General features: G+C 63.7%; 22 protein-coding genes. 13 read left to right on the forward strand and 9 right to left on the reverse strand.

The window, feature by feature from the left end; genetic code table 11:
• Positions 1-91: 91 nt before the first annotated feature.
• Together AB4Z53_RS24905 and AB4Z53_RS24910 are read left to right on the forward strand one after the other, a co-directional pair.
• The gene (locus AB4Z53_RS24905; RefSeq protein ID WP_441598196.1) at positions 92-1,171 is read left to right on the forward strand and encodes a polyamine ABC transporter substrate-binding protein; all 1,080 of its coding nucleotides are present in this window, start codon (positions 92-94) and stop codon (positions 1,169-1,171) included.
• Positions 1,172-1,247: 76 nt separating this feature from the next.
• Entirely contained in the window at positions 1,248-2,105 is an 858-nt protein-coding gene (locus AB4Z53_RS24910) for a MurR/RpiR family transcriptional regulator (protein WP_113539463.1), read from the forward strand.
• 19 nt (positions 2,106-2,124) lie between these two features.
• On the opposite strand, the gene AB4Z53_RS24915 is transcribed toward AB4Z53_RS24910, so the two are convergent.
• The 6 genes from AB4Z53_RS24915 to AB4Z53_RS24940 all read right to left on the reverse strand — a co-directional run bounded on the left by AB4Z53_RS24915 (position 2,125) and on the right by AB4Z53_RS24940 (position 8,817).
• Complete coding sequence (locus tag AB4Z53_RS24915) at positions 2,125-3,423, reverse strand: amidohydrolase family protein (protein ID WP_441598198.1); 1,299 nt, start codon at positions 3,421-3,423, stop codon at positions 2,125-2,127.
• A gap of 55 nt (positions 3,424-3,478) precedes the next feature.
• Entirely contained in the window at positions 3,479-4,438 is a 960-nt protein-coding gene (locus AB4Z53_RS24920) for a GlxA family transcriptional regulator (RefSeq protein ID WP_441598200.1), read from the reverse strand.
• A complete protein-coding gene (locus AB4Z53_RS24925; protein ID WP_113539460.1) occupies positions 4,438-5,433 on the reverse strand; it encodes an SLAC1 anion channel family protein in 996 nt (331 codons plus the stop codon). The genes AB4Z53_RS24920 and AB4Z53_RS24925 overlap by 1 nt, the downstream gene beginning before the upstream one ends.
• A gap of 226 nt (positions 5,434-5,659) precedes the next feature.
• Positions 5,660-6,421, reverse strand: coding sequence for a sulfite exporter TauE/SafE family protein (locus AB4Z53_RS24930; protein WP_441598230.1), 762 nt, complete (start codon positions 6,419-6,421; stop codon positions 5,660-5,662).
• Positions 6,422-6,449: 28 nt separating this feature from the next.
• Positions 6,450-7,325: an MBL fold metallo-hydrolase gene (locus AB4Z53_RS24935; RefSeq protein ID WP_441598202.1), complete on the reverse strand. Its 876-nt coding sequence runs from the start codon at positions 7,323-7,325 to the stop codon at positions 6,450-6,452.
• Positions 7,318-8,817 carry an aminotransferase class V-fold PLP-dependent enzyme gene (locus AB4Z53_RS24940; protein ID WP_441598204.1) on the reverse strand — a complete coding sequence of 500 codons (1,500 nt, stop codon included), beginning with the start codon at positions 8,815-8,817 and terminating at the stop codon, positions 7,318-7,320. Before AB4Z53_RS24940 ends, AB4Z53_RS24935 begins: the two co-directional genes overlap by 8 nt.
• Before the next feature lie 101 nt (positions 8,818-8,918).
• Between AB4Z53_RS24940 and AB4Z53_RS24945 the strand changes: the two genes are divergently transcribed.
• Positions 8,919-9,401 carry an Lrp/AsnC family transcriptional regulator gene (locus AB4Z53_RS24945; protein WP_113539456.1) on the forward strand — a complete coding sequence of 161 codons (483 nt, stop codon included), beginning with the start codon at positions 8,919-8,921 and terminating at the stop codon, positions 9,399-9,401.
• A gap of 31 nt (positions 9,402-9,432) precedes the next feature.
• Here the strand turns inward: AB4Z53_RS24945 and AB4Z53_RS24950 are convergent, their stop codons facing one another.
• Positions 9,433-10,125 carry an RraA family protein gene (locus AB4Z53_RS24950; RefSeq protein WP_113539455.1) on the reverse strand — a complete coding sequence of 231 codons (693 nt, stop codon included), beginning with the start codon at positions 10,123-10,125 and terminating at the stop codon, positions 9,433-9,435.
• 8 nt (positions 10,126-10,133) lie between these two features.
• Positions 10,134-11,324, reverse strand: a complete 1,191-nt coding sequence (gene uxuA, locus AB4Z53_RS24955) for a mannonate dehydratase (RefSeq protein WP_441598232.1) — start codon at positions 11,322-11,324, stop codon at positions 10,134-10,136.
• A 201-nt stretch (positions 11,325-11,525) separates the two neighbouring features.
• Here uxuA and AB4Z53_RS24960 point away from each other — a divergent pair, with 201 nt between their 5' ends.
• The 10 genes from AB4Z53_RS24960 (at position 11,526) to AB4Z53_RS25005 (ending at position 21,550) form a co-directional block, all read left to right on the forward strand.
• On the forward strand, positions 11,526-12,269 hold the full coding sequence (locus AB4Z53_RS24960; protein ID WP_291161419.1) for a FadR/GntR family transcriptional regulator: 744 nt from the start codon (positions 11,526-11,528) through the stop codon (positions 12,267-12,269).
• Positions 12,270-12,380: 111 nt separating this feature from the next.
• On the forward strand, positions 12,381-13,340 hold the full coding sequence (locus AB4Z53_RS24965; RefSeq protein ID WP_441598206.1) for a substrate-binding domain-containing protein: 960 nt from the start codon (positions 12,381-12,383) through the stop codon (positions 13,338-13,340).
• A 74-nt stretch (positions 13,341-13,414) separates the two neighbouring features.
• On the forward strand, positions 13,415-14,959 hold the full coding sequence (locus tag AB4Z53_RS24970) for a sugar ABC transporter ATP-binding protein (protein ID WP_441598208.1): 1,545 nt from the start codon (positions 13,415-13,417) through the stop codon (positions 14,957-14,959).
• On the forward strand, positions 14,956-15,948 hold the full coding sequence (locus tag AB4Z53_RS24975) for an ABC transporter permease (RefSeq protein ID WP_441598210.1): 993 nt from the start codon (positions 14,956-14,958) through the stop codon (positions 15,946-15,948). The genes AB4Z53_RS24970 and AB4Z53_RS24975 overlap by 4 nt, the downstream gene beginning before the upstream one ends.
• A gap of 107 nt (positions 15,949-16,055) precedes the next feature.
• Positions 16,056-16,841 carry an SDR family NAD(P)-dependent oxidoreductase gene (locus AB4Z53_RS24980; protein WP_441598212.1) on the forward strand — a complete coding sequence of 262 codons (786 nt, stop codon included), beginning with the start codon at positions 16,056-16,058 and terminating at the stop codon, positions 16,839-16,841.
• 19 nt (positions 16,842-16,860) lie between these two features.
• Entirely contained in the window at positions 16,861-17,973 is a 1,113-nt protein-coding gene (locus AB4Z53_RS24985) for a mannonate dehydratase (RefSeq protein ID WP_441598214.1), read from the forward strand.
• A 9-nt stretch (positions 17,974-17,982) separates the two neighbouring features.
• Positions 17,983-18,876: an SMP-30/gluconolactonase/LRE family protein gene (locus tag AB4Z53_RS24990; protein WP_441598216.1), complete on the forward strand. Its 894-nt coding sequence runs from the start codon at positions 17,983-17,985 to the stop codon at positions 18,874-18,876.
• Entirely contained in the window at positions 18,873-19,895 is a 1,023-nt protein-coding gene (locus tag AB4Z53_RS24995; protein ID WP_441598218.1) for a hypothetical protein, read from the forward strand. Before AB4Z53_RS24990 ends, AB4Z53_RS24995 begins: the two co-directional genes overlap by 4 nt.
• A 42-nt stretch (positions 19,896-19,937) precedes the next feature.
• Positions 19,938-20,780: a fumarylacetoacetate hydrolase family protein gene (locus AB4Z53_RS25000; protein WP_441598220.1), complete on the forward strand. Its 843-nt coding sequence runs from the start codon at positions 19,938-19,940 to the stop codon at positions 20,778-20,780.
• Between the two features lie 20 nt (positions 20,781-20,800).
• Positions 20,801-21,550, forward strand: coding sequence for an SDR family oxidoreductase (locus tag AB4Z53_RS25005; RefSeq protein ID WP_441598222.1), 750 nt, complete (start codon positions 20,801-20,803; stop codon positions 21,548-21,550).
• A 116-nt stretch (positions 21,551-21,666) separates the two neighbouring features.
• Here AB4Z53_RS25005 and AB4Z53_RS25010 read toward each other — a convergent pair.
• Positions 21,667-21,912 (reverse strand): isocitrate/isopropylmalate family dehydrogenase (locus AB4Z53_RS25010; protein ID WP_441598224.1); only part of this gene is annotated, 246 nt, incomplete at its 5' end.

Raw genomic sequence — 21,912 nt, forward strand, 5'->3', positions numbered from 1 at the left:
GGAGTCAACGGCCACGAGAAGCCGTGATCCGGAAGCGGCCGGCAAAGGCCGTGCCAGGCCGTCCGGCCAGAACCATCAGAGGAGAATTTCGATGACGATGATAAACGGGACGACCCGCGGAGGCAGGAGAGCTTTCGCGACCCGTGCACGCACTGTGGCACTTTCCCTGGCGGTGCTGACCGCCCTGTTCGGGACGACGCAAGCAGCCGAGCTCAACATCTACAACTGGGGCGAATACATCAATCCGGCCGTGCTGAAGAAGTTCGAGGAGGAGACCCAGATCAAGGTCAATCTCTCGACCTATTCCTCCAACGAGGAGATGCTGGCGAAGATTCAGGGCGGCGCCACGGGCTACGACATCGTCTTCCCGTCGGTACATATGCAGGACATCATGGCCAAGCTCGACCTGCTCGAAAAGACCGACATCAACGCCTATGAGGGCTTCAAGAACATCGACCCGACGTTCCTGCGCGCCAAGAGCGACCCGAAGGGCGAATATTGCCTGCCCTATGCGTTCGGGACGGTCGGCATTCTCTACAACCGAACATTGCTCGGCAAGGACGTGACCGGCTGGCGCGACCTGATCGAGACGGTGAAGGCCAAGGGTCTGAAATTCACGCTGCTCGACGACATGCGCGAGGTGCTGTCGGTCGGCCTCATCCTCAATGGCCACAAGGTCAACTCCACCGACCCCGCCGAATTGCAGCAGGCGGCCGATACGATCATCGCCATGAAGCCTGATGTCGCTGCCTTCACCTATGACACCCGCCCGATGGTCGCGGCCGGCGATGTCGCGGCCGGTCACTTCTTCGTCGGCTCGATGGTCGACGTCTTCGCCAATCCGAAGGATCTCGGCTACGTGATCCCGGAGGAAGGCGCGACGATGTACCAGGAGGATATCTGCGTTCTGAAGACCGCGCCGAACAAGGAGAACGCCATCAAGTTCATGCAGTTCTACACCCGCCCGGAAGTGGCCGCACTCAACATCGAGCAGCAGACGAACGGCACGGCCAACGTGCCTGCGCGACAATTGACCCCCGAGCAGATCAAGAATAGCAAGGAAATCAACCCGCCGCCGGAAACCATGCAGAAGCTGCAGATCTTCGAAGATCTCGGCCCTGCCGTGCGCCAGCTCGATCGGGTCTGGACCAAGGTGAAGACGGCGCAATAAACATGCGATGCGATGGAGCGGGATATGCGGCGCAATCTTGCCGGTGTCCCGCTTCGATCATGCAAGGGGAGGGGACGTGGCACAGCGAATCCTGAAGCTGGTGCGCAGCGACGAGCTCAGACGCTCGAAATCGGACAAGCTCATCGCCAACTACATCGAGCGTAATCTCGCCGACATTCCCTTCGAGACGGCACGCTCGATCGCGACCCGTCTCGAGGTTTCGCCGATGACGGTCGGGCGCTATCTCCGGCGCATGGGCTTCGACGGTCTCGACGAGCTGAAACTGGAGCTCAGGCGCGACGGCTCCAACAATCCGGCCTGGCAGGTGAAGGGATCGGTCGGCCGGCTGCGTGACGACAATCGCGAGGGCAAGCTGCTTGCCGGTCTGATCCAGCAGCAGATCGACAATCTCGGCATGATCTACGAGCTGACGACCGCGCCGGAATGGCAGCAGGCGATCGATGCGTTGATCTCTGCCAGCGAGGTCTATGTCGCGGCCTATCAGAACGTGCGCGGCATCGCGCAATATTTCGCCAGCCAGCTTTCCTATACCCGGTCGCGGGTGCAGTTCGTCGACGGCCTCAACGGCACCTATGCCGAGCTGCTCGACGGCTCCGTCGAGGGTCGGGTGCTGTTTCTGCACGACGTGCGCCGCTTCGCCGCAAAGGCGCGGCCCTTGGCGGAGGAGGCGCGCCGGGCGGGCGTCAAGGTTATACTCTTCACCGACGAGTTCTGCCCTTGGGCGCCCGAGGTTTCCGACATCTGCCTCATCGTGCCCGGTTCCCATGGTCCACTCTGGGATGGGGCTGCGACGACGGTCGCGGTCATGGACCTGCTCTTGAGCAACGTCATCGTCGTGCTCGGCGACGAGGTCGGCGAGCGTGTGGCGCAGCTGACCCGATTGCAGAACGTTTTCGGCGACTTCGAGGATTGAAGACCGCCGCCTCTGATGCTCAGCGACCCGTCGTCTTCGGGATATAGTCCAGCCCGATGTCGATGGAGGCCGGCCGCCCGTCGAGGAAGAGCTCGCCGATGCGCGGCGCCGTTCTGGCGATGACCTTGCCGGCCTTGATGACGAAAAGCCGGTTCGGCTTCAGCCGCAGGGCCTCGCTGACATCGGCTGCCTGCAGCAAGACGAGATCGGCCTTGCAGCCGACGTCGAGGCCGTAGCCTTCAAGGCCCATGGTTTTGGCCGCATTCACGGTGATGGCGTCGAAGATCTTGCGCTTGTCCTCGATCCCGCCCATCTGCGTCACATGGATGGCCATGTGAGCCACTTCCAGCATGTCGCCCGATCCCATCGAGTACCAGGGATCCATGACGCAGTCGTGCCCGAAGGAGACGTTGAGGCCGGCCGCCATCAACTCCTTCACCCGCGTCATGCCGCGGCGCTTGGGATAGGTGTCGTGGCGTCCCTGCAGCATGATGTTGATCAGCGGATTGGGGATCACGTTGATCTTGGCCTCCGCCATCAGCGGAATGAGTTTGGAGACGTAGTAGTTGTCCATCGAATGCATCGAGGTCAGATGCGAGCCGGCGACGCGGCCTTGAAGACCGAAGCGGACCGTCTCAGCCGCCAGCGTCTCGATGTGGCGCGACATCGGATCGTCGGTCTCGTCGCAATGCATGTCGACCGGCAGGCCACGGTCTGCGGCGATCCGGCAAAGCGCTTCCACCGAGCGGGCGCCATCTTCCATCGTGCGCTCGAAATGCGGGATGCCGCCGACGATGCCGATGCCCATGTCGAGCGCGCGGTTCAGTGACGCCTCGCCGTCAGCCGCGCGAAAATAGCCGTCCTGCGGGAAGGCGACGAGCTGCAGGTCGATATAGGGCGCGATCTTCTCTTTCACCTCCAAGAGCGCTTCGGCCGTCACCAGCCGCGGATCGGACGTGTCGACGTGGCTGCGGATGGCAAGAAGGCCCTGGCTGACCGCGAGGTCGCAATAGTGCAGCGCCCGCTCGACCAGCGCCTCCTTGGTCAGCAACGGGCGCAGTTCGCCCCAAAGCGCGATGCCTTCCAGCAGCGTGCCGGAGACGTTCATACGCGGCAGGCCGAGCGACAGCGTCGCGTCCATGTGAAAATGCGGATCGCAGAAGGGCGGGCTGAGCAAGCGGCCGGTGGCATCGATTTCGCCGCCGGCCGTTGCGACAAGAACCTTCTCGATCGCGGCGATCTTGCCGCCTTTGACGCCGACATCGAAACCCTGTCGCCCGTCCGGAAGGTTGGCGTTGCGGATGATCAGATCGAACATGATTGGCTGCTCCCGGTGTTGCGGCGTCAGAAAACCGGATCATTGCGGGTGACGCTTATGACCCGAAGCTCTTGCGGTAGGCGGCCGGCGAGGTGCCGAATCGGCGGACGAAGGAGCGACGGAAGGCGACATCGTCATGGAAGCCGATATCCGTGGCAATCTTTTTGAGCGGAATGGTGGTGTCTTCGGCAAGCCTGCGCCCTTCCTCAAGCCGCATGCTCTCGACGTAGTCGGCGGGCGTCATGCCCACATCCTGTTTGAACTGCCTGGAGAAGTTCCGCTCGCTCATGCCGGTGCGTCTGGCGATCGCTGCGACACCGAGGTCGGCAGAAAGGTTGTCGGCGATAAAATCCTGCGCTGCGCGAATGGGTGTCTTCTGCGCGACCTGGCCGGCGAGTAGGCTGCTGAACTGGGTCTGGCCGCCCGGCCGCTTGAGAAAGACAACCAGCTCACGCGCGACCTTGAGGGCGACCTCGAGGCCGAGGTCCTTCTCGACGATGGCAAGGGCCAGGTCGATGCCAGCCGTGACCCCGGCCGAGGTCCAGACATTGCCGTCCTTGGTGAAAATCCGGTTGGGCTCGAGCTTCACGTCCGGGAAGCGCTTGCTGAATTCTGCCGCTTGCGACCAATGCGTCGTTGCACGTTTGCCATTCAGCAAGCCCGCTTCGCCAAGAACGAAGGCGCCGGAGCACACCGATCCGAAGCGGCTGGCGCGGGCGGAAACCTCCTTGACCCATTCCAGGAGTGAGGCCGGTAACGGCCGTTCTTGAATGAGCGGATCTCCGGCAACAAGCAGGGTATCTACATCGGAAATCCCCTGCTCGATCGAGCGGTCAGGAACGAGGGCGAGCCCCGACGATCCTCGTACGGGGGTGCCAGAAGTGCTGATAACCTCCACCGAGTAATAATCGGTGCCACTCTGCCGGTTGGCCTCCGCGAAGACGTCGGACGGTCCGATGACGTCGAGAAGCTGCACCCCCTGCATCGCGACGATGGCGACCTTGTGAACGGCCATTAGCGAACCTCGAACAGTTTCCCGGTCAGGACAATGCTGGCCGTCCGATAGAAAACGACCGTGATGGCGCCGGTAAGCAACAGGAAGAACAGCCCGGCCAGCCCGGTGAGGATAGCGCTGTCGACGAACGCGGCATACCGGAAGAAGGCGATGGACAGGGCCGCGAGCGGGAAGCTTATGGCCCACCAGCCTATGCTGAAGGGAATATGCGAGCGGAACACCATCGGCGAAAGGACGAGCATCAGAAACAGCGCAAAGTAGAACAGGACGGTGGCGAAAAGGTCGACCGAGCCCGTGACATTGGTATAGGCGAGGAACCCGACGGCGAAGGGCGCGACGAGAACCATCAATGACGGTCGGGCAAGCGGGGGAAGAGGGTCTTCGTGGCGCAGCCGCGAGAAGATGAGCGCAACGAAGACCGCGGCGATGACGCTGCCGACCGAAAAGGCGAGCATGTTGATCTCATGCGCCCAGGAGAACGGCATGGCGTGGCCGGTGACGGCGATGTCCAAGGTTGCGACCCCCGGAATAAGAAGCGGCGGAAGGGTCGTATCGCGCGACTGCTGCCGCCCGAGAAATCCTCTGGCAACGACATAGGCAAGCGCGAAGGTCAGAGCCGACGCGGCGGTCCAAACGGTTTGAGACAGCAGCGCGTTGTAGCGGTTCAGAAAGGCCGACTGCAACAGCAGTCCGATAGCGACGGTCGCAAAAAAGTTGCTTTGGACGGGATGGGCGAACTCTGCGGCGACCGAGGTCGGATGGCGGTACCACTTGATAGCGTAGCCCGCGGTGAGGCTGACAAAGATCAAGCTGGCGAGAAAGCCAACATATTCGCCGGGTACGGCCGGCATGCCGGTCGCCTTGGCGGCTTCACGCCACGCAAGGCTGAGGCCGGTGATGCCCATGACCGAGCCGAAAAGATTGATTGGAAGCTGCGAGATCGAGCGCGTGGCCAGTGGCGTGCAGTTCGAAATGTTGATGCATTGAGCGGTCATCGGCTTGCTCCTGTCCGAAAAGGTACTGACAGGATTAAAACACGCCACTTCTTCGTCTTAAATAGTGCAGATAGGATGATATCAGACAGCCATCGAACGTTTTCGGCCAAGGGGGTCTTGGGGAATGGCTAGGGGCCGCAGGCTATCCGCGCGTTAGCTTTTCTCGCTGCTCACCCTCGCATGTCACCAAGTCGCGAGCGATGCGATCGCCATCAGGGTTCAGTCGTCATGGTGCTATGTAGCTGCGCCAGAGCACATAGAGGCTGACGGAAAAGATGATGCCGCGGAAGATCTGCGTCAGCGCGTCACGGTGGGTGGAGAGCCGGCTGGAGATGATGGTGCCGACAATGCCGCCACCAATGCCGCCGGCGATGAAGTAGCCGGCGATGCGCCAATCCACCAATCCCGAGGCTGCGTAGTTGATCGCCGTCGTCAGGCCGAAGGTGCCGACGGCGAGAAGCGATGTGCCGACCGCATTGATCAGCGGCATGCCGGTCGCAAACAGCAATCCGGGAACGATGAGGAAACCGCCGCCGATGCCGAAAAAGCCGGAACAGGTACCGGTCAAAAGGGCCGTCAGGCCGGTCTTGCCATGCGTCCCTAGCGAAAGCGACTGGGGTGTTGCCGCCGTGTCGCATTTGACCTTCCGCATGGCGAAGCTGACGAACATCATCACCAGGCCGAAGAGGAACAGCAGCCGCTGGCCGTCGATCAGTTTGCCGAGGCTGGAGCCGAAAAAGGCGCCGAGCGAGCCGGCAACGGTGAAGATCAGCGCGCAGCGCCACCAGAGATGGCCGCGAAGCGCGTGGCTGATCAGGTTGAGGTAGGCGTTGGCCGAAACCGCGAGCGCGCCGGTGCCGAGCGCGGTGTGCACGTCGCGGATGCCGACGACATAGATCAGGAGCGGCGTCGCGAGGATCGAGCCGCCGCCGCCGATCAGGCCGAGCGTGAAGCCGGTGAGCGAACCGGAGCCGATCGCAAGCAACATCTGCTGGAAGGGATCCACCACGATGCCCCTACCCCCAGACCGAGCCGGGAAGCGCGTCGAGCGGTATCTTCAGGTAACGCCGGCCATTGTCCTCGGCGGCCGGAAGCTCGCCGCCGCGCACGTTCACCTGCAGCGCATGCAGGATGAGCTTGGGCATCGGCAGGGTGCGGTCGCGTGCCTCGCGCAGGTTGACGAAATCGGCCTCGGTCTTGCCGGCGATGTGCGGGTTCGCGGCCCTCTGCTCGGCGACCGTGCTTTCCCAGCGCGCCTCGCGGCCGCCAGGGCGATAGTCGTGACCGGTAAAGAGCCGGGTTTCGTCCGGCAGCGCCAGAATGGCCTGGATCGAGCGCCAGAGATCGGCAGCACTGCCGCCCGGAAAATCGGCGCGGGCGGAGCCGCTGTCGGGCATGAACAGTGTGTCGTGGATGAAGGCAGCGTCGCCGATCACATAGGAGATCGAGGCGAGCGTATGTCCGGGCGAATGGATGACGCGCGCCTTGAGTTCACCGATGCGGAAGCTCTCGCCGTCAACAAACAGCCGGTCCCATTGCGAGCCGTCGCAGGCGAAATCCGGCCAGTTGTAGATCGTCTTCCAGATCCGCTGCACGCCCTTCACATGCTCGCCGATCGCCGTCGGCGCGCCGGTCTTCGCTTTCAGATAGCGCGCCGCCGAGAAATGGTCGGCGTGGGGATGGGTGTCGAGGATCCACTCTGCGGTCAGCCCCTTGGCCGCGATATGATCGAGGATCGCATCGGCATTGCGCGTGCCGGTCGAGCCCGACTTTTCGTCGAAATCGAGCACCGGGTCGATGATCGCGCATTTGCCGGTCGCCGGATCGGCGACGACATATTGGATGCTGCCGGTGCGGGGATCGTAGAAGCCGGTAACATCAGGCTTATGCATAGGCGAGAGCCTCCTCAGCCGTTGCACACGGAAAGAAGATCGCGCGGGCGGGGTCAAAATCGTAGTCGGCTTCGAAACTGGGCGCGTCCACGGCCAGCTGCGTGACGCAATCGAGGATGTATTTCACCTTCTCTTCCGAAAGCAGGACGCTGAAGTTTAGCCGCGTGAAGCCCGGCTTCTCGATTTCCTCGCCGGCGAGGATCGCCTGGCGGATCTGCTCGGAGTGTTCGGGATCGATCGACAGCAGCCGGTGAACGTAAGGCCCGGCGCAGGCGCATCCGCCGCGCGCCTGGATGCCGAAGCGGTCGCTCAGCATGCGGGTGACGAGCTGCTGGTGGACGTAGCCACCTTTGCCATTGCGGATGCGGAAGGAGAAGATCGGCAGACGATCCGGCTCCTGCAGGCCGAGCAGCTCCAGCTGCGGGATGGCCTTCCAGGCGGCAAACGCCTGTTTCGCCAGCTCGCGGTTGCGGCGTCCCATCTGCTCAAGGCCGATCGCATGCTTGACGATGAAGGCAAGGGCCGCGCGGATGTCGCCAACGACATTCGGCGTACCGGCTTCCTCGCGGGCCTCGAGGTTGGCGCTGTAGTCGTGGGTATCAGGCGAGACGAATTTCACAGTGCCGCCGCCCGGCCAGGTCGGCTTGTCGGTCGTGACGCCGTCGCGGCGAACGATCAGGATGCCGGAGGCGCCCGGGCCACCGATGAACTTGTGCGGCGAGACGACGATCGCGTCGATCTCGGCACCTGAAACAGGAGACATGGCAATCGGAACATAGGGGCCGGCGCCGGCATAGTCCCAGATCATCTTCGCGCCGGCGGTTTTGACCATCCTGGTGATCGTGGCCACGTCACTGGTAATGCCGGTGATGTTCGACCCAGCCGAGAGGGTGCAGATGGTGAGATCAGTTTCGCCAAGGCGGAGCGCCCGTTGGAGACCGCCGAGGTCCGGTCCGCCCGATGCGCATTCGGCGAGTTCGACGATTTCGGCGCCGCTCTCGCGCCAGGGCAGAATGTTGGAATGGTGCTCATAGGGGCCGATGATGACCCGGACGTGCTTTCCTGCCGCCACGGTTTCGGCAACGCCGAACAGCTTGACGAGTCGGTTGATGCCGGAGGTCGCGCCGGAGCCGGTGAAGATGACCGCATGGTCAGCCGTCGCGCCGCAGAATTCGCCGATCAGAGCGCGCGCTTCACGGCGCATCCGGGTCATGAAGCCCCCGCAATAGGAGGCTTCCGTATGGCTGTTGGCGTAGTAGGGCAGGACCTCGTCGAGCACGAAGTTTTCGATCACGCGCAGTGCCCGGCCGGAAGCGACATAGTCGGCATAGACGAGCGCCTTCATGCCATAGGGACCGGCGATCTGCGCCTTCGCGCCGACGAGATCGTCGCGCAGGTTGGCAACCACGCCCGGGCCGTTCAAAGCCTGACGGAAACGGGCGAGGGGTGTAAGGGTCTCGCAGGGCTGGTGGTGGACGGCGGGGGCAATCATCTCGCTGACTCCTCGGAGCGAACATTGACAGCGATTATATTCCCCTTCATGGTCAAAAAATTCACCTATCTTCCTGCAGCAGCGGCGCCACATTGGGTCAAATGATCGACGAAACATCAAAAATCGATAGTTTTGATATGAAGATCATGACGTTGCTGCAAAAGGATTCGAGCCTCTCGCAGCGTGAGTTGGCCGAGAGGGTGGGACTGTCGCAAAATGCCTGCTGGCGGCGCCTGCAGCGCTTGCAATCGATCGGCATGATCCGGGGTTCGCACTGCGACATCGATCTCAGTGCCTTGGGGCTGGATCTGACGGTGATCGTCATGATCCGCACGCGTCATCACTCCAAGGAGTGGAGTGACGGATTCCGCCAGCATGTCGAGCGGCTGCCGGAAGTGATCGACTTCTACAGGATCGGCGGGGACTGGGACTATCTGATCAAGGTGGTGACCCGTGGCATGGGCGGCTACGACGCCTTCTATCAGAAGCTCATCACGAACTTCGATCTCGCCACGGTCACAGGCTTCTTCTCCATGGAGGCGATCATCAACAACCGTCCCGTGGATCTCAGCCGGTTGCGGTGAGGCGCCGGCTCCCGGGCCTCACCTGCTTGGGTCACATGACGCCGAAGCGTTCGAACGCCTCGACGGTGCTCATGCCGGCTTCGATCGCCAGGCGCACCTTGCTTTCGGTTTCGGCCTTTTCCAGCGCCAGCGCGATCGCTTCCCGCTCGGCCTCGCGCGGAATGACGAGCACGCCGTCGCGGTCGCCGAAGAGGATATCGCCCGGCCGGATGCGGATGCCGCCGATCTCGATCGGGATGCCGTAGTCGACGACCTTGCCGCGTGGTCCCTGGTCTTGTGCGTAGGATCCGTAGCAGAAGGTCGGGAAATCGAGCGCAAGAATGCCGGCGCTGTCACGGCAGTAGCCATCGCAAATCGCACCCGCAGCCTTCAGCTTCAGCGCCCGCGTCGACATCAGTTCGCCCCAGACGGCATAGCGCGGCGAGGAGCCGGAGCAGACGTAGATCTCGTTTTCCTTCAGGCTGTCGAGCGCATGGAACATCAGGCCGAAGGGCTTGGCGCTGAATTCCGAATGACCGCCGGCTTCCGCCGTCGCGAAGAAATCGGCCTCGAGCACCGGCATCGCCCGCCCGACTGCGACCATGTCGTCGCGCAGTGCCTTGATCTGCGGCGGCAGGAACTGGTGCTGCAGGCCCATCGTGTCGAGAATGTCGCCGACCACGGCCGTGAACAGCCGGCTGCGCATGGCGGCAAAGAGTTCGGTATCGTCTTCAAAATGTTTCATGTCTTCCCTCAGGCCTTGTGCGCTATGGCGGTCGCGATGCCCTGCATGACGCCTCTGATTTCTGCGAGACCCTTCAAGCGCCCGATCAGCGAATAGCCGGGGTTGATGCGCTCCTTGCCGATGTCGTCGGCAAGGAGATGCCCGTGGTCGGGCCGAAGCGGGATCTGCCAGTCGGCGCGCCCCTCGCGGACGCGGCGCTCCTGCTCCTGCATCAGCGCCAGGATCACCGCCGGCATATCGCTCGATCCGCCGAGATGGTCGGCTTCGTAGAACGAGCCGTCATCCTCGCGTTGGACATTGCGCAGGTGGGCGAAGTGGATGCGCGGGCCGAACTCGCGCACCATGGCCGGCAGATCGTTTTCGGCGCGCGTGCCGTAGGAGCCGGTGCAGAAGGTGATGCCATTGGCCGGACTGCCGACGGCGGCGAGGATGCGCCTGACGTCGGCCGGCGTGGAGACGATGCGCGGCAGACCGTAGAGGGAAAAGGCAGGGTCATCCGGGTGGATACAGAGCCGGATACCGACTTCCTCGGCGACCGGCACGATCTCCCTGAGGAACCGCGCCAGGTTGGCGTGCAGGGAGTCGGCGGTGACGCCGTCATATTCCGAGAGGGCTGCGAGGAAACTCGCCCGGTTGAATTGGCGCTCGGTCGCCGGAAGACCGGCAATCAGATTGCGCTCGATCCGGTCGATTTTCGCCTGGTCCATCTCGTCGAAACGCTGGCGGGCGGCGGCGATCTGCTGCTCTGAGTAGCTGTCCTCCACATGCGGACGCTTGAGCACGAAGAGATCGTAGGCGGCAAAGTCGACCGCATCGAAGCGCAGCGCATAGCCGCCGTTCGGCAGGGGCTGCATCAGCTCCGTGCGCGTCCAGTCGACCACCGGCATGAAATTGTAGCAGACGATGCTGATGCCCGAGCGCGCCAGGGCGCGAAGCGTATCCTTGTACCAGCCGATATAGCGGGCGCTTTCTGATGTCGCGAGCTTGATCGAGTTGTGCACCGGAATGCTCTCGACGACGCTCCAGCGCATGCCGGCCGCTTCGATCAGCGCCTTCTGCTCCAGGATTGCTTCATCGGACCAGGGCGAACCGTCGTAGATGTGGTGCAGCGCCGAGACGATCCCCGTGGCGCCCGCCTGCCGGATGTGGCCGAGCGGCACCGGATCGTTTGGCCCATACCAGCGAAAGCACTCTTCCATCAGTCTCATGCAGAACTCCTACCCGCTTCCGTGGCTATTGTTGGACCACGCCCGACAATAATGTCCCATTGGTCCAACAATTCAAGCCTTGAAACGACGAATTCGCGCGAAAATCATCGCTTATCCCGAAGTCCTCAAATTTTCACTTGACGGAAACCGCAATCTGGACCAACAAATAAAACATCGCAGGGAGGATGGTGAGTGAGCAGTTCGGTACGGGAAGAGGCATTGTCGGGCGTCGAGGCCGTGGAGCCGGGAAAGACCTCGGCCGTCGATCGCCTAGTCGAGCAGATTCGCGACATGATCTCCGAGCGCGGCCTCGGTATCGGCGACGCGCTGCCGACCGAGCGTGATCTCGGCGAACAGTTCCAGGCTGGCCGCAACACCGTGCGCGAGGCGCTGCAGGTGCTGCGCGCCTATGGCATGGTCGAGACCCGCCCGAAGGTGGGCGCCGTCATCAGCGGCGGCCATGGCGAGGCGATCCGCCGGCTCTTTGCCTTCCATAACGGTATCTCGCCGGACTCGTTTCATGACCTGCAGGGCTTCCGCCGCATTATCGAAACCGGTGTCGGCGAACACATCATCCTGACGGCCAGCGACGCTGATTTCGACCGGCTGGATGCGATCAATGCCCGCATTCTGGAGGCCGAGAGCGTCGAAGCGGCGGCACAGTGCGATTATGAGTTCCACTCGGCGATCGTCGAACTCTCGGGCAACCGCACGACGCTCGCCGCCTACCACATGCTGCGTTCGGTGATCGAGGAAGTCATGCGTCTCGGCAAGGCCGAGCGCCCGGTGCACGCGGCGACCTTCGAGGCGCATGCCGAGATCATTCGGGCGCTGAGGGCCCGCGACCGGATCGCCTATGTCTACCTGATGAGCCGTCATCTGGAGTTCGGCATTCGCTTCGTCGATGCCCCGCCGGGCGGCCTGCAGCCACGATAACATTTTTGGAGATTTGGCCCGACCGCGCTTCAGGCGGTGCGGGCCACCATTTGCCGGATTTTCGCCCGTTGATCCGGCGGCACGAACAGGGCACTTGGGAGGAGAACCAATATGACCAACATGAAACGTCTGGCGCTTGCAGCGCTGCTTGCCACCGTCAGCTTCGCACCGGGCGCGGCATTTGCTGGCGGCAAGGCGATCGCCGGCATCGTGTTCCAGCAGGACCAGTATTTCCGCGGCATCCAGATCGGCATGGAAAAGGCGGCGGAAGCTGCCGGCGACGAGCTTCTTGCCGGTAACAGCGACAGCAAGCTGGAGAAGGAAGCGCAACTGATCGACACCTACATTGCCCGCGGCGTGAACTCGATCGTTGTGGCGCCGCTCTCGGCCGATGCCTCGGTGCCGGCGCTGAAGAAGGCACGTGACGCCGGCATCACGGTCGTCACTTACGGCACCTCGGCCAATGGCGATGTCGCCCAAGCGACGGTAACGAGCTCGGACCGCGATATCGGCATCGGCACCGGCAAGGCGGCGACCGACTTCCTGAAGACGCTCGGCAACGGCGGCAAGGTCAAGATCGGCACGCTTGCCTTCAAGGCGCTCCTGCCCGAACAGTCGAACGCCCGCGTCGACGGGTTCCTGAGCGTCGTCAATGATCAGGTTGATATCGTCGCCCAGCAGGACGCCTGGCTTGCCGAAAAGGCGCTGGCCGTCGCCAGCGACATGCTGACTGCCAATCCCGATATCCAGGTGATCTACGCCGCCAACGAGGGCGGCACGATCGGCGCCGTACAGGCGGTCAAGAAGGCAGGCCTCGAAGGCAAGGTCTTCGTGTTCGGCACCGACGGTTCCGAGCAGCTCGCCAACATGCTCTTGAACTCCGACAACGTGCTTCAGGCAACGACCGCGCAGCAGCCGCTCGAAGTCGGCAAGCAGGCGATCGAAGCGGCGCAGAACCTGCTCGACGGCAAGAAGATCGAGACCAAGGTCAACGTGCCGGTGCTGCCTCTGACACGCGCCGATACGCAGGCCGTCGCCGCCTACAAGGAAGGCCTGAAGGCCCTGAAGTGATTGGGTTCTGACGTCAGCCGAGCGGCGGGACATCGCGCCCGCCACTCCCTCGTCTTGCACAGCAGGAAATCCGCATGAGCTATTCGCAACCGAGTTCAGCCGCGTTGCAAGGGGTGCAGGGACGGCTGGACTTTCGGGCCGTGACCAAGCGTTACGGCCCGACTGTCGCCCTCTCGGAATTCACCCACAGCTTCGCCCCCGGCCAGGTGCATGCCCTGATGGGCAAGAACGGCTCGGGCAAGTCGACGCTCGTCAAGCTTCTCGCCGGCGTCACCGAGCCGACATCCGGCACGATCAGCGTGAATGGCGAGGATCGCCATTTCACCTCGCCGCACGATGCGTTTGCCGCCGGCATCGTCACCGTGCACCAGGAGCTTTCGCTGGTGCCGGAGCTTTCCGTCGGCGAGAACATCTTTCTCGGCCGGCTGCCGCATCGCCGCCGCGCCGGCTTCAGCGTCGTCGACTGGGCGGGCTTGCACCGCCGCGCCGGCGAGTTGCTCGCCGACATGGGGCTTGCGATCGACTCCCGCCAGCCTGTTTCGGCGCTCAGCGTCGGCCAGCAGCAGGTGGTGGAGATCGTCAAGGCGATGTCCTTCAACCCGTCGATCCTGCTGCTCGACGAGCCGACCTCTGCGCTGGCGTCGCGCGAGGTCAAGCAGCTCTTCGCGCTGATCGAGCGGCTGCGCGCCCGCGGCGTGACGATGATCTACATCACCCACCGGATGAGCGAGCTTTTCGAGATCGCCGACACCTGCACGGTGATCCGCGACGGTCACTATATCGGCGCCGTCGAGATGAAGGCGACGACGCCGTCGGCGATCGTCGGCATGATGTTCGGCGATGCCGCCCGTGCGACGCGTCCGCCACGGCGCACGCTCGATCGCACCAGGCCGGTGCTCGAAGTGCGCGATCTCAGCCGCTCGGGGCATTTTCAGAATGTTTCTTTCGATCTCTATCCCGGCGAAATCCTCGGCATTGCCGGCCTGCTCGGCGCCGGGCGCACGGAGCTGATGCGGGCGATCTTCGGCGCCGATCGGATCGATGGTGGTAGGGTCACATTCGATGGTCGCGACATGACCGGCGCGAGCCCTCGCGACATGCGCAAGGCGGGGCTCGGCTACACGCCGGAAAATCGCAAGGAGGTCGGCCTGGTGCAGTCGCTTTCGACCGCCGACAATCTCTGCATGGCGAGCCTCGGCCCGATCTCCAACAGGGGCTTCATCTCGCGCCGGCGCGAACAGCCGCATGTGCGCCGCCAGATCGCCGATCTGCACATCAAGTGCGGCGATCCGGAACTGCCAGTGTCGTCGCTGTCGGGCGGCAACCAGCAGAAGGTGGTGATCGGCAAGTGGCTGAACCGGCAGCCGTCGGTGATGTTCTTCGACGAGCCGAGCCGCGGCGTCGACGTTCAGGCCAAGCGCCAGATCTTCGACATCATCTGGCAGAAGGCGGCCGACGGTCTCGCCAGCCTCTTCGTCTCGACGGAACTCGAGGAGGTGCTGGAAGTCGCCGATCGCATCCTCGTCATGCATCACGGCGCCGTCGTCGCCGAGGTGGATCCGACGAAAACCGACCTGACCGAACTTTACGGCCTGTGCATGGAAGGGGCCAAGCAATGACACTCGTAAGCCAGACCACGGAAGGCGGCGGGCAGAATACGCCGCTCAAATTCCTCAAGACCTACCCGATGGAGATCATTCTCGCCGCTTTGGTGATTTTCCTGATCTTCGTCGCACCGGGCTTTGCCTCCACCAGCAACGTCTTGAACGTGCTGCGCACGGTCTCGATGCTCGGCATCATCGCCTTCGGCATGACGGCGGTCATCATCAGCGGCGAGATCGATCTCTCCGTCGGTGCGGGTGCTGCACTTGCCGGCTGCATCGTCGCCTGGTTTGCCGATCGCTTCACCGATGTCTTCGGCGACTGGGGCGCGGTCACGGTGGGTTTTGCCGCCGCGTTGCTGCTCGGCTTCTCGCTCGGCTATCTCACCGGCCGTTTCCGGCAGTGGTTCAACGTGCCGACCTTCATCACCACGCTGGCGCTTTTCGCAGCACTTCGCGGTGTCGCCAATTTGATCACCGGCGGCTTCCCGATGTCGTCCTTCCCATTCGGTTTCGATTTCCTTGGCGGCGGTTACCTCTTCGGCATCCCGTTCCCGGTCTACATCTTCGCGCTGACCTTCGCGGCCATGCACTTCCTGATGAAGTACACGAGCTTCGGCCGCGAGGTTTATGCCGTCGGCGGCAACATGGAGGCGGCACGCCTCTCCGGCATCGACATCTGGAAGGTGAAGGCGCTGACGCTGGGGCTGACGGGCGCGCTCACCGCCGTCTCCGGCACGCTGATCGCCTCGCAGATCGGGGCCGGCACCGGGACGACGGCGACCGGCATGGAGCTCGACGTGATCGCGGCCGTGATCATCGGTGGCACCTCGCTCTTCGGTGGCAAGGGCCGCATCTGGGGCACGCTGATAGGGGTGTTGTTCCTCGGCTGCATCTCCAACGGCATGACGCTGATGAATGTCAGCGAATATTGGCAATACGTCGTGCGCGGCGGGATCATCCTTGGCGCCGTGCTCCTGAACCAGGTTCTGGAACGGGTGCGCTGAGACCGGCGCGGGGTGTCCGCATCCCGCTCCCCTTATGACTAACGATCACGCTCATGATCTCGGGTCGACGCAGGCCTGGATCATCGCGATCCATCGCGGAGACAATCATGACTGAATTCAAGGGAAAAATCGCGCTGGTCACCGGCACGTCCGGCATCGGGCTTGCCTCGGCGATCCGACTTGCCTCGTCGGGCGCGACCGTGCTTGCCTGTGGCAACGATGTCGCCACCAACGAGATCTTCGACCGCATAGCCAAAGAGCGCGACTTGCCGATGTCGACCCGACTGACGGACGTCGCCGTGGAAGCAGAGGTTGAGGCGGCCGTGCGCGAGGCGGTGCTTCGCCATGGCGGACTGGACATCGTCGTCAACGCCGCCGCCGTCCATCCCTATGGCACGGTGCTTGACACCAGCGCCGAGACCTTTGCGCGCTGCCTGTCGGTCAATGTCGGCTCGATCTATCTCACCGGCCGCTTCGGCATTCCCGAAATGATGAAGCGCGGCGGCGGCGCGATCGTCAACATCTCCTCGGTGCAGGGCCACGCCTGCCAGCAGAACGTCGCGGCCTACGTCGCTTCCAAGGGGGCGATCCATGCGCTGACCCGGGCCATGGCGCTCGACCATGCGGCCGCCAAGGTGCGGGTCAATTCGGTCAGCCCCGGCTCGGTGCGCACGCCGCTGCTGGCGCTCGCGGCACGCACCTATGGCGGCGAGGGCGTGAGCGAAGCGGAAGCCTTTGCGCGCTTCGGCGCTGCGCATCCGATCGGCCGCATCGGCGAGCCGGAGGAGGTGGCCGAGCTGGTCGCTTATCTCGCCTCGGATCGCGCCGCCTTCGTTACGGGCTCGGACTTCCGCATCGACGGCGGCCTCACTGCCGGCATCGGCGTCAAATAATCGGACAGGAAACGACAAGATGAAAATCGGCCTTGGGCTCTACCGGGAGCAACTCACCCCGGATAACTTTCAGTTTGCCTTGCAGGCGGGCGCGACCCATGTGGTCGCGCATCTCACCAACTATTTCGCCGGCAAAGATCCAAAGATCGACAGTGGCGACCACGGCGGCTGGGGTGATTGCTCCGGTGACCGTCTCTGGACTTACGAAGAGCTGTCGGCGCTGGTGAAGGACGTGCGGGCCGGTGGGCTGGAAGTGGCGGCGATCGAGAACTTCTCGCCGCGCTTCTGGCACGACGTGCTGCTCGACGGGCCTGAGCGCGCCCAGCAGATCGAGGGGCTGAAGCAGCTCATTCGCGACGCCGGCCGAGCCGGCATCCCCTGCATCGGCTACAATTTCTCGCTTGCCGGCGTCTATGGCTGGACCCGTGGACCCTATGCCCGAGGCGGCGCCGAATCCGTCGGCTTCGGCGTCGAAAACAGCATCGCCCCAAGCCCGGATGCGCCGATCCCGGACGGCATGATCTGGAACATGCGCTATCGTCGCGGCGTCGCCGGCGCTGCCTCCGTTTCCGTCAGTTCGGCGGATCTGTGGGAGCGCCTCAGCCACTTCCTGAAGGAGGTCGTCCCGGTCGCCGAGGAGGCGGGCGTCGTGCTCGGTGCCCACCCGGACGATCCGCCGGCCGAGGAACTGCGCGGCACGGCGCGGCTCGTCAACCGTCCGGAGAAATACGATCGGCTGATGTCAATCGTTGACTCGCCGTCGAACGGGCTCGAACTTTGCCTCGGCTCACTGCAGGAGATGCCGGGCGGCGACATCTACGAGCATGTCCGCCGCTTCGCCCGTTCGGGACGCATCGGCTACATCCACTTCCGCAACGTGCGCGGAAAGATGCCGCGTTATGTCGAGACCTTCGTCGACGAGGGCGATATCGACATGGCGGAGATCATCCGCATCCTGCGCGACGAAAACTACCAGGGCGTGATGATCCCCGACCATACGCCGGCCATGACCTGCGGCGCCTCCTGGCACGCCGGCAAGGCCTTCGCGCTCGGCTACATGAAGGCACTGGTGCAGAACGCCGAGGCGCTCGGACCCTCGCGCTCGATCCCGACAAGCATCGCAGCGGAATAGGAGGCGGAGATGGCCCGTGAGCTTGTCTGTGTCGCACCCGTCGGCGACCGCTGCGGCGAGGGTGCCGTGTGGTCGGCGGACGAGGCGGCGGTCTACTGGACCGACATCAACCGCTTTCTGATCCACCGTTATGACGAGGCGACGTGCGCGGTCAGGACGTGGCTGTTTGAGGAGCCGGTGGTGGCGATCTCGCTGACAGACGAAGCCGGTCGCCTGCTCGTCGCTCTCGGTTCGAAGCTCATCTGGTGGTGGCCGGAAACCGACCGGCGGCAGGACCACGGCTTTGCCTTGCCCGGCGCCCCACGCGTCCGCCTGAATGACGGTCGCGCCGATCCAGTCGGAAATTTCTGGGTCGGCTCGATGAAGAACAACGTCCTTCCGGATGGTCAGCTTGGCGACGTTGCGCCGGGCGAAGGCATCCTCTACCGGATCGCGCCGGACGGTGCCGTCACCGAATGGCGGGCCGGCCTTGGGATTTCCAACACGCTCTGCTGGAGCCCGGATCGAACCACCTTCTATTTCGGCGATACGCTGGCCAACGAGATCTACGCCTTCGACTATGATGCGAAGGCGGGGGCGATCTCCGGTGAACGGCACTTCTTCACGCGTTTCGACCGCGGCTCGCCCGACGGTTCCGCGATCGACAGCGAAGGCTTTCTCTGGAACTGCCGCTATGGCGGAAGCTGCATTGCTCGGGTTGCGGCCGATGGCAGCCTTGCCGAGGCGATCGATATGCCGGTCACCAACATCACCACCTGCACCTTCGGCGGTGCCGACCTGAAGACGCTCTACATCACCACGGCCGGGGGAGGGCCAGCCGAGCGTCTCGCCGGCAGCCTCTATGCCATGCGCGTCGAAGTACCCGGAATGCCGGAAAACCGGTTCGGGGTGGCAAGCCGGTGAGCGCGGAGACCACGCGGCGCGCCCTTGCCTGGGCGCATGGCTGCCTCTCGGTGCAGTCGCTCGGCGGCATGCTCGGCCCGACGCTGTTCCTGCTGCCGGATGGGCGCCAGGTCAGCCCCTTGCACGTTGCGCCCTGGGGCAAGGACCCCGAGCGCGAGACACTGCCGGAAATTTTGAAAGAATTGCGTGGCGAGTGGCCCTGCGTGCCTTTCGGCAGCGACACGGACCGCACGCTTCCTGCAGGCTGGTTCGTAGACGGTGAGAGTTTCGCCGGCGCCGCCGTGCCGCATGGCCATAGTTCCAACGCCCATTGGGCGTGGGGCGCCTGCGACGACCGCCAGATAACGATGGAGTGCCGTTATCCGGAGAACCATCCGATCCGCTTGCTTCGCCGGCAGGTCGTGCCGGACCCCTACGCGGCCGCCGTCGACATCACCCTGGAGATCGAAGCACGGCGCCCGTGCCGCCTGCCGATCGGCCTGCACCCGACATTCCGGCTCTCGGGCCGCTCCGGTTCGGTAGCGATCGAACCCGGTACCTATGATCAAGTCTGGAGTTTTCCCGGCGATGTCGAACCGGGCGCGGCTCTGTTCTCGCCTGAGCGGCAGTGGCCGTCGCTCGGCAAGGTCGAGACGCGTCGCGGTGTGACCATCGACGCGTCTCAAGTGCCGCTCGTCGAAGAGACCGAGGACCTGCTGCAGCTCACGGGTATCGATGGTGGCCTTACGCTCCACTACCGCGACGAGGGGTTTCGCGCGCGGCTGAGCTGGCAGAAGGAACATTTTCCGAGCCTTCTGCTCTGGTTCAGCAACCGCGGACGCAAGGCCTATCCCTGGAACGGGCGACACGTGGCGCTCGGCGTCGAGCCGATCGCTTCCACCTTCGATCTCGGGCCGGCGGTCTCCACGTCCGACAATCCAATCGCGGCATCGGGCGTTGCGACGGCGATTGCCTTCGAACCCGATCAAGCTTTCACCACTCGCTATCGGCTTTCCGTCGAAGCCGCTCCGGTCGGCTGAGCCGTCGCTCGCCCAGCTATTTGCAACTGAAAGGCCAAGAGAATGAAATTGTTGCGTCTCACCGTCGACGGCTCCGCCGTGCCCTGCATCCTCGATGGCGAGGGCAAGGCGCGGGACGTGTCTTCGCTCGTTAAGGACTTCGCGGCGGAGACTTTGCCTGGTGTCTTGGCAGTGCTCTCCGGCGCCGATTTCGCGGCGCTCCCTGTGATGCCGGTGGTCGATGCGGACATCCTGCCGCCTGTCGCAAGGCCCGGTACGATCTGGTGCGTCGGCCTCAACTACTCCGACCATGCGGAAGAGGCGGGACTGCCAGTGCCGTCCGAACCGATCCTCTTCAACAAGGCGGCCGGCACCTATTGCGGCCCGAACGCGCCGCTTCTCCACTCCGAGAAAATGTCGAAGCTGGACTGGGAGGTCGAGCTCGGCATCGTCATCGGCAAGCGGGCGCTCAACGTATCGCGCGCCGAGGCTATGGACCATGTCCTCGGCTACACGATCGTCAACGATGTCTCCGAACGTGCCTGGCAGATGGAGCGCGGCGGCCAGTGGGTGAAGGGCAAGAGCTTCCCGAATTTCTGCCCGACGGGGCCCTGGCTTGTGACCCGCGACGAAGTGCCGGATCCGCAGGCGCTGTCCATGTGGCTCGACATCAACGGCGAGCGCATGCAGGCGGGCACGACCGCCCGCATGATCGTCGATGTCGCGACCATCGTCTCCTACATGAGCGAGTTCTGCGTGCTGGAGCCGGGCGATCTCATCTGCACCGGCACGCCGCCGGGTGTCGGCATGGGCAAGAAACCGCCGCGCTACCTGAAGCCCGGTGACGTGGTGGAACTTGGTATCGATGGCCTCGGCCGCCAGCGCCAGGTCGTTCAATCCCTCTAGACATGTGGAAGGATCTCACCATGAAGGAAAAGTCGGGACGATTGGCCGGGCGCGTCGCCGTGGTCACCGCGGCCGGCCAGGGCATCGGCCGCGCGGTTGCCGAACGACTGTTGGCCGACGGTGCTGTGGTCCACGCCAGCGACATCAATGCCGAGCTGCTCGCCACCCTCGAAGGGGCCACGACGACGCGGCTCGATGCAACGGATCACGGGGCCGTCAGCGCTTATTTCGAAGCCTTCGATCGGGTCGATATCCTCGTGCATGCGGTCGGCTACGTGCATCAGGGCACAATCGAGGAATGCTCGCCCGCCGACTGGCGGCGCTCGGTGAACATCACGCTCGACAGCGCCTATAACGTCATCGCCGGCGCAACCCCCAAGATGAAGGCCAATGGCGGCAGCATCATCACCATCGGATCGGTTGCCTCCTCGATCAAGGGTTTCCCGCGGCGTGCCGCCTATGGTGCTGCCAAGGGTGGCGTCATCGGTCTCACCAAGGCGGTGGCTGCTGACTACGTTTCTCAGGGCATCCGCTGCAATTCGGTCTGCCCCGGCACTGTCGCTTCGCCCTCCCTGGAAGAGCGCATCGGCGAACTCGGCGAAAAGCTTGGAAGCCGGGACGAGGCCTACCGGTCCTTCATCAGCCGCCAGCCGGCCGGCCGCTTCGGCACGGTGGAAGAGGTCGCCGCCATCTGCGCCTTCCTCGCCTCGGACGAGGCCGCCTTCATCACCGGCCAGGCCATCAACATCGACGGCGGCATCACGATTTGAGCCGCCGCTTTCCCACAGGGCCGTGAAACGCAAAACACCTCCGGATGCGCTCCGGAGGTGTCTGTTTTCGTAGGCCTGTTGGCGTCAGTGTGACGCCGTTCGGGATCGGTCGTCGCTTAAGCCGAGAGCGCCTTGAACTCGGCGAGGATGGCGTCGCCCATTTCGGTCGTGCCGACCTTCTTCGCCCCTTCGGCCATGATGTCGCCGGTGCGAATGCCCTGGTCGAGCACGTTGGCGATCGCCTTTTCGAGATTGTCGGCTTCCTTCACGAGGTTGAAGGAGTAGCGCAGGCACATGGCAAACGACGCGATCATCGCGATCGGGTTGGCAATGCCCTTGCCGGCGATGTCCGGCGCCGAGCC

It is taken from the genome of Ensifer sp. 2TAB8, assembly GCF_052115125.1.
Lineage (GTDB): Bacteria > Pseudomonadota > Alphaproteobacteria > Rhizobiales > Rhizobiaceae > Ensifer.

Coding starts and splice junctions, on each gene's coding strand:
- AB4Z53_RS24920 (WP_441598200.1), bottom strand. CDS start 4,438: ATGGCCGTTCACAAGGTCGCCATCGTCGCGATGCAGGGGGTGCAGCTT.
- AB4Z53_RS25005 (WP_441598222.1), top strand. CDS start 20,801: ATGAAGGAAAAGTCGGGACGATTGGCCGGGCGCGTCGCCGTGGTCACC.
- AB4Z53_RS24965 (WP_441598206.1), top strand. CDS start 12,381: ATGACCAACATGAAACGTCTGGCGCTTGCAGCGCTGCTTGCCACCGTC.
- AB4Z53_RS25000 (WP_441598220.1), top strand. CDS start 19,938: ATGAAATTGTTGCGTCTCACCGTCGACGGCTCCGCCGTGCCCTGCATC.
- AB4Z53_RS24975 (WP_441598210.1), top strand. CDS start 14,956: ATGACACTCGTAAGCCAGACCACGGAAGGCGGCGGGCAGAATACGCCG.
- AB4Z53_RS24905 (WP_441598196.1), top strand. CDS start 92: ATGACGATGATAAACGGGACGACCCGCGGAGGCAGGAGAGCTTTCGCG.
- AB4Z53_RS24950 (WP_113539455.1), bottom strand. CDS start 10,125: ATGAAACATTTTGAAGACGATACCGAACTCTTTGCCGCCATGCGCAGC.
- AB4Z53_RS24935 (WP_441598202.1), bottom strand. CDS start 7,325: ATGCATAAGCCTGATGTTACCGGCTTCTACGATCCCCGCACCGGCAGC.
- AB4Z53_RS24985 (WP_441598214.1), top strand. CDS start 16,861: ATGAAAATCGGCCTTGGGCTCTACCGGGAGCAACTCACCCCGGATAAC.
- AB4Z53_RS24980 (WP_441598212.1), top strand. CDS start 16,056: ATGACTGAATTCAAGGGAAAAATCGCGCTGGTCACCGGCACGTCCGGC.
- AB4Z53_RS24930 (WP_441598230.1), bottom strand. CDS start 6,421: ATGTTGCTTGCGATCGGCTCCGGTTCGCTCACCGGCTTCACGCTCGGC.
- uxuA (WP_441598232.1), bottom strand. CDS start 11,324: ATGGAAGAGTGCTTTCGCTGGTATGGGCCAAACGATCCGGTGCCGCTC.
- AB4Z53_RS24915 (WP_441598198.1), bottom strand. CDS start 3,423: ATGTTCGATCTGATCATCCGCAACGCCAACCTTCCGGACGGGCGACAG.
- AB4Z53_RS24945 (WP_113539456.1), top strand. CDS start 8,919: ATGATCGACGAAACATCAAAAATCGATAGTTTTGATATGAAGATCATG.
- AB4Z53_RS24970 (WP_441598208.1), top strand. CDS start 13,415: ATGAGCTATTCGCAACCGAGTTCAGCCGCGTTGCAAGGGGTGCAGGGA.
- AB4Z53_RS24990 (WP_441598216.1), top strand. CDS start 17,983: ATGGCCCGTGAGCTTGTCTGTGTCGCACCCGTCGGCGACCGCTGCGGC.
- AB4Z53_RS24925 (WP_113539460.1), bottom strand. CDS start 5,433: ATGACCGCTCAATGCATCAACATTTCGAACTGCACGCCACTGGCCACG.
- AB4Z53_RS24940 (WP_441598204.1), bottom strand. CDS start 8,817: ATGATTGCCCCCGCCGTCCACCACCAGCCCTGCGAGACCCTTACACCC.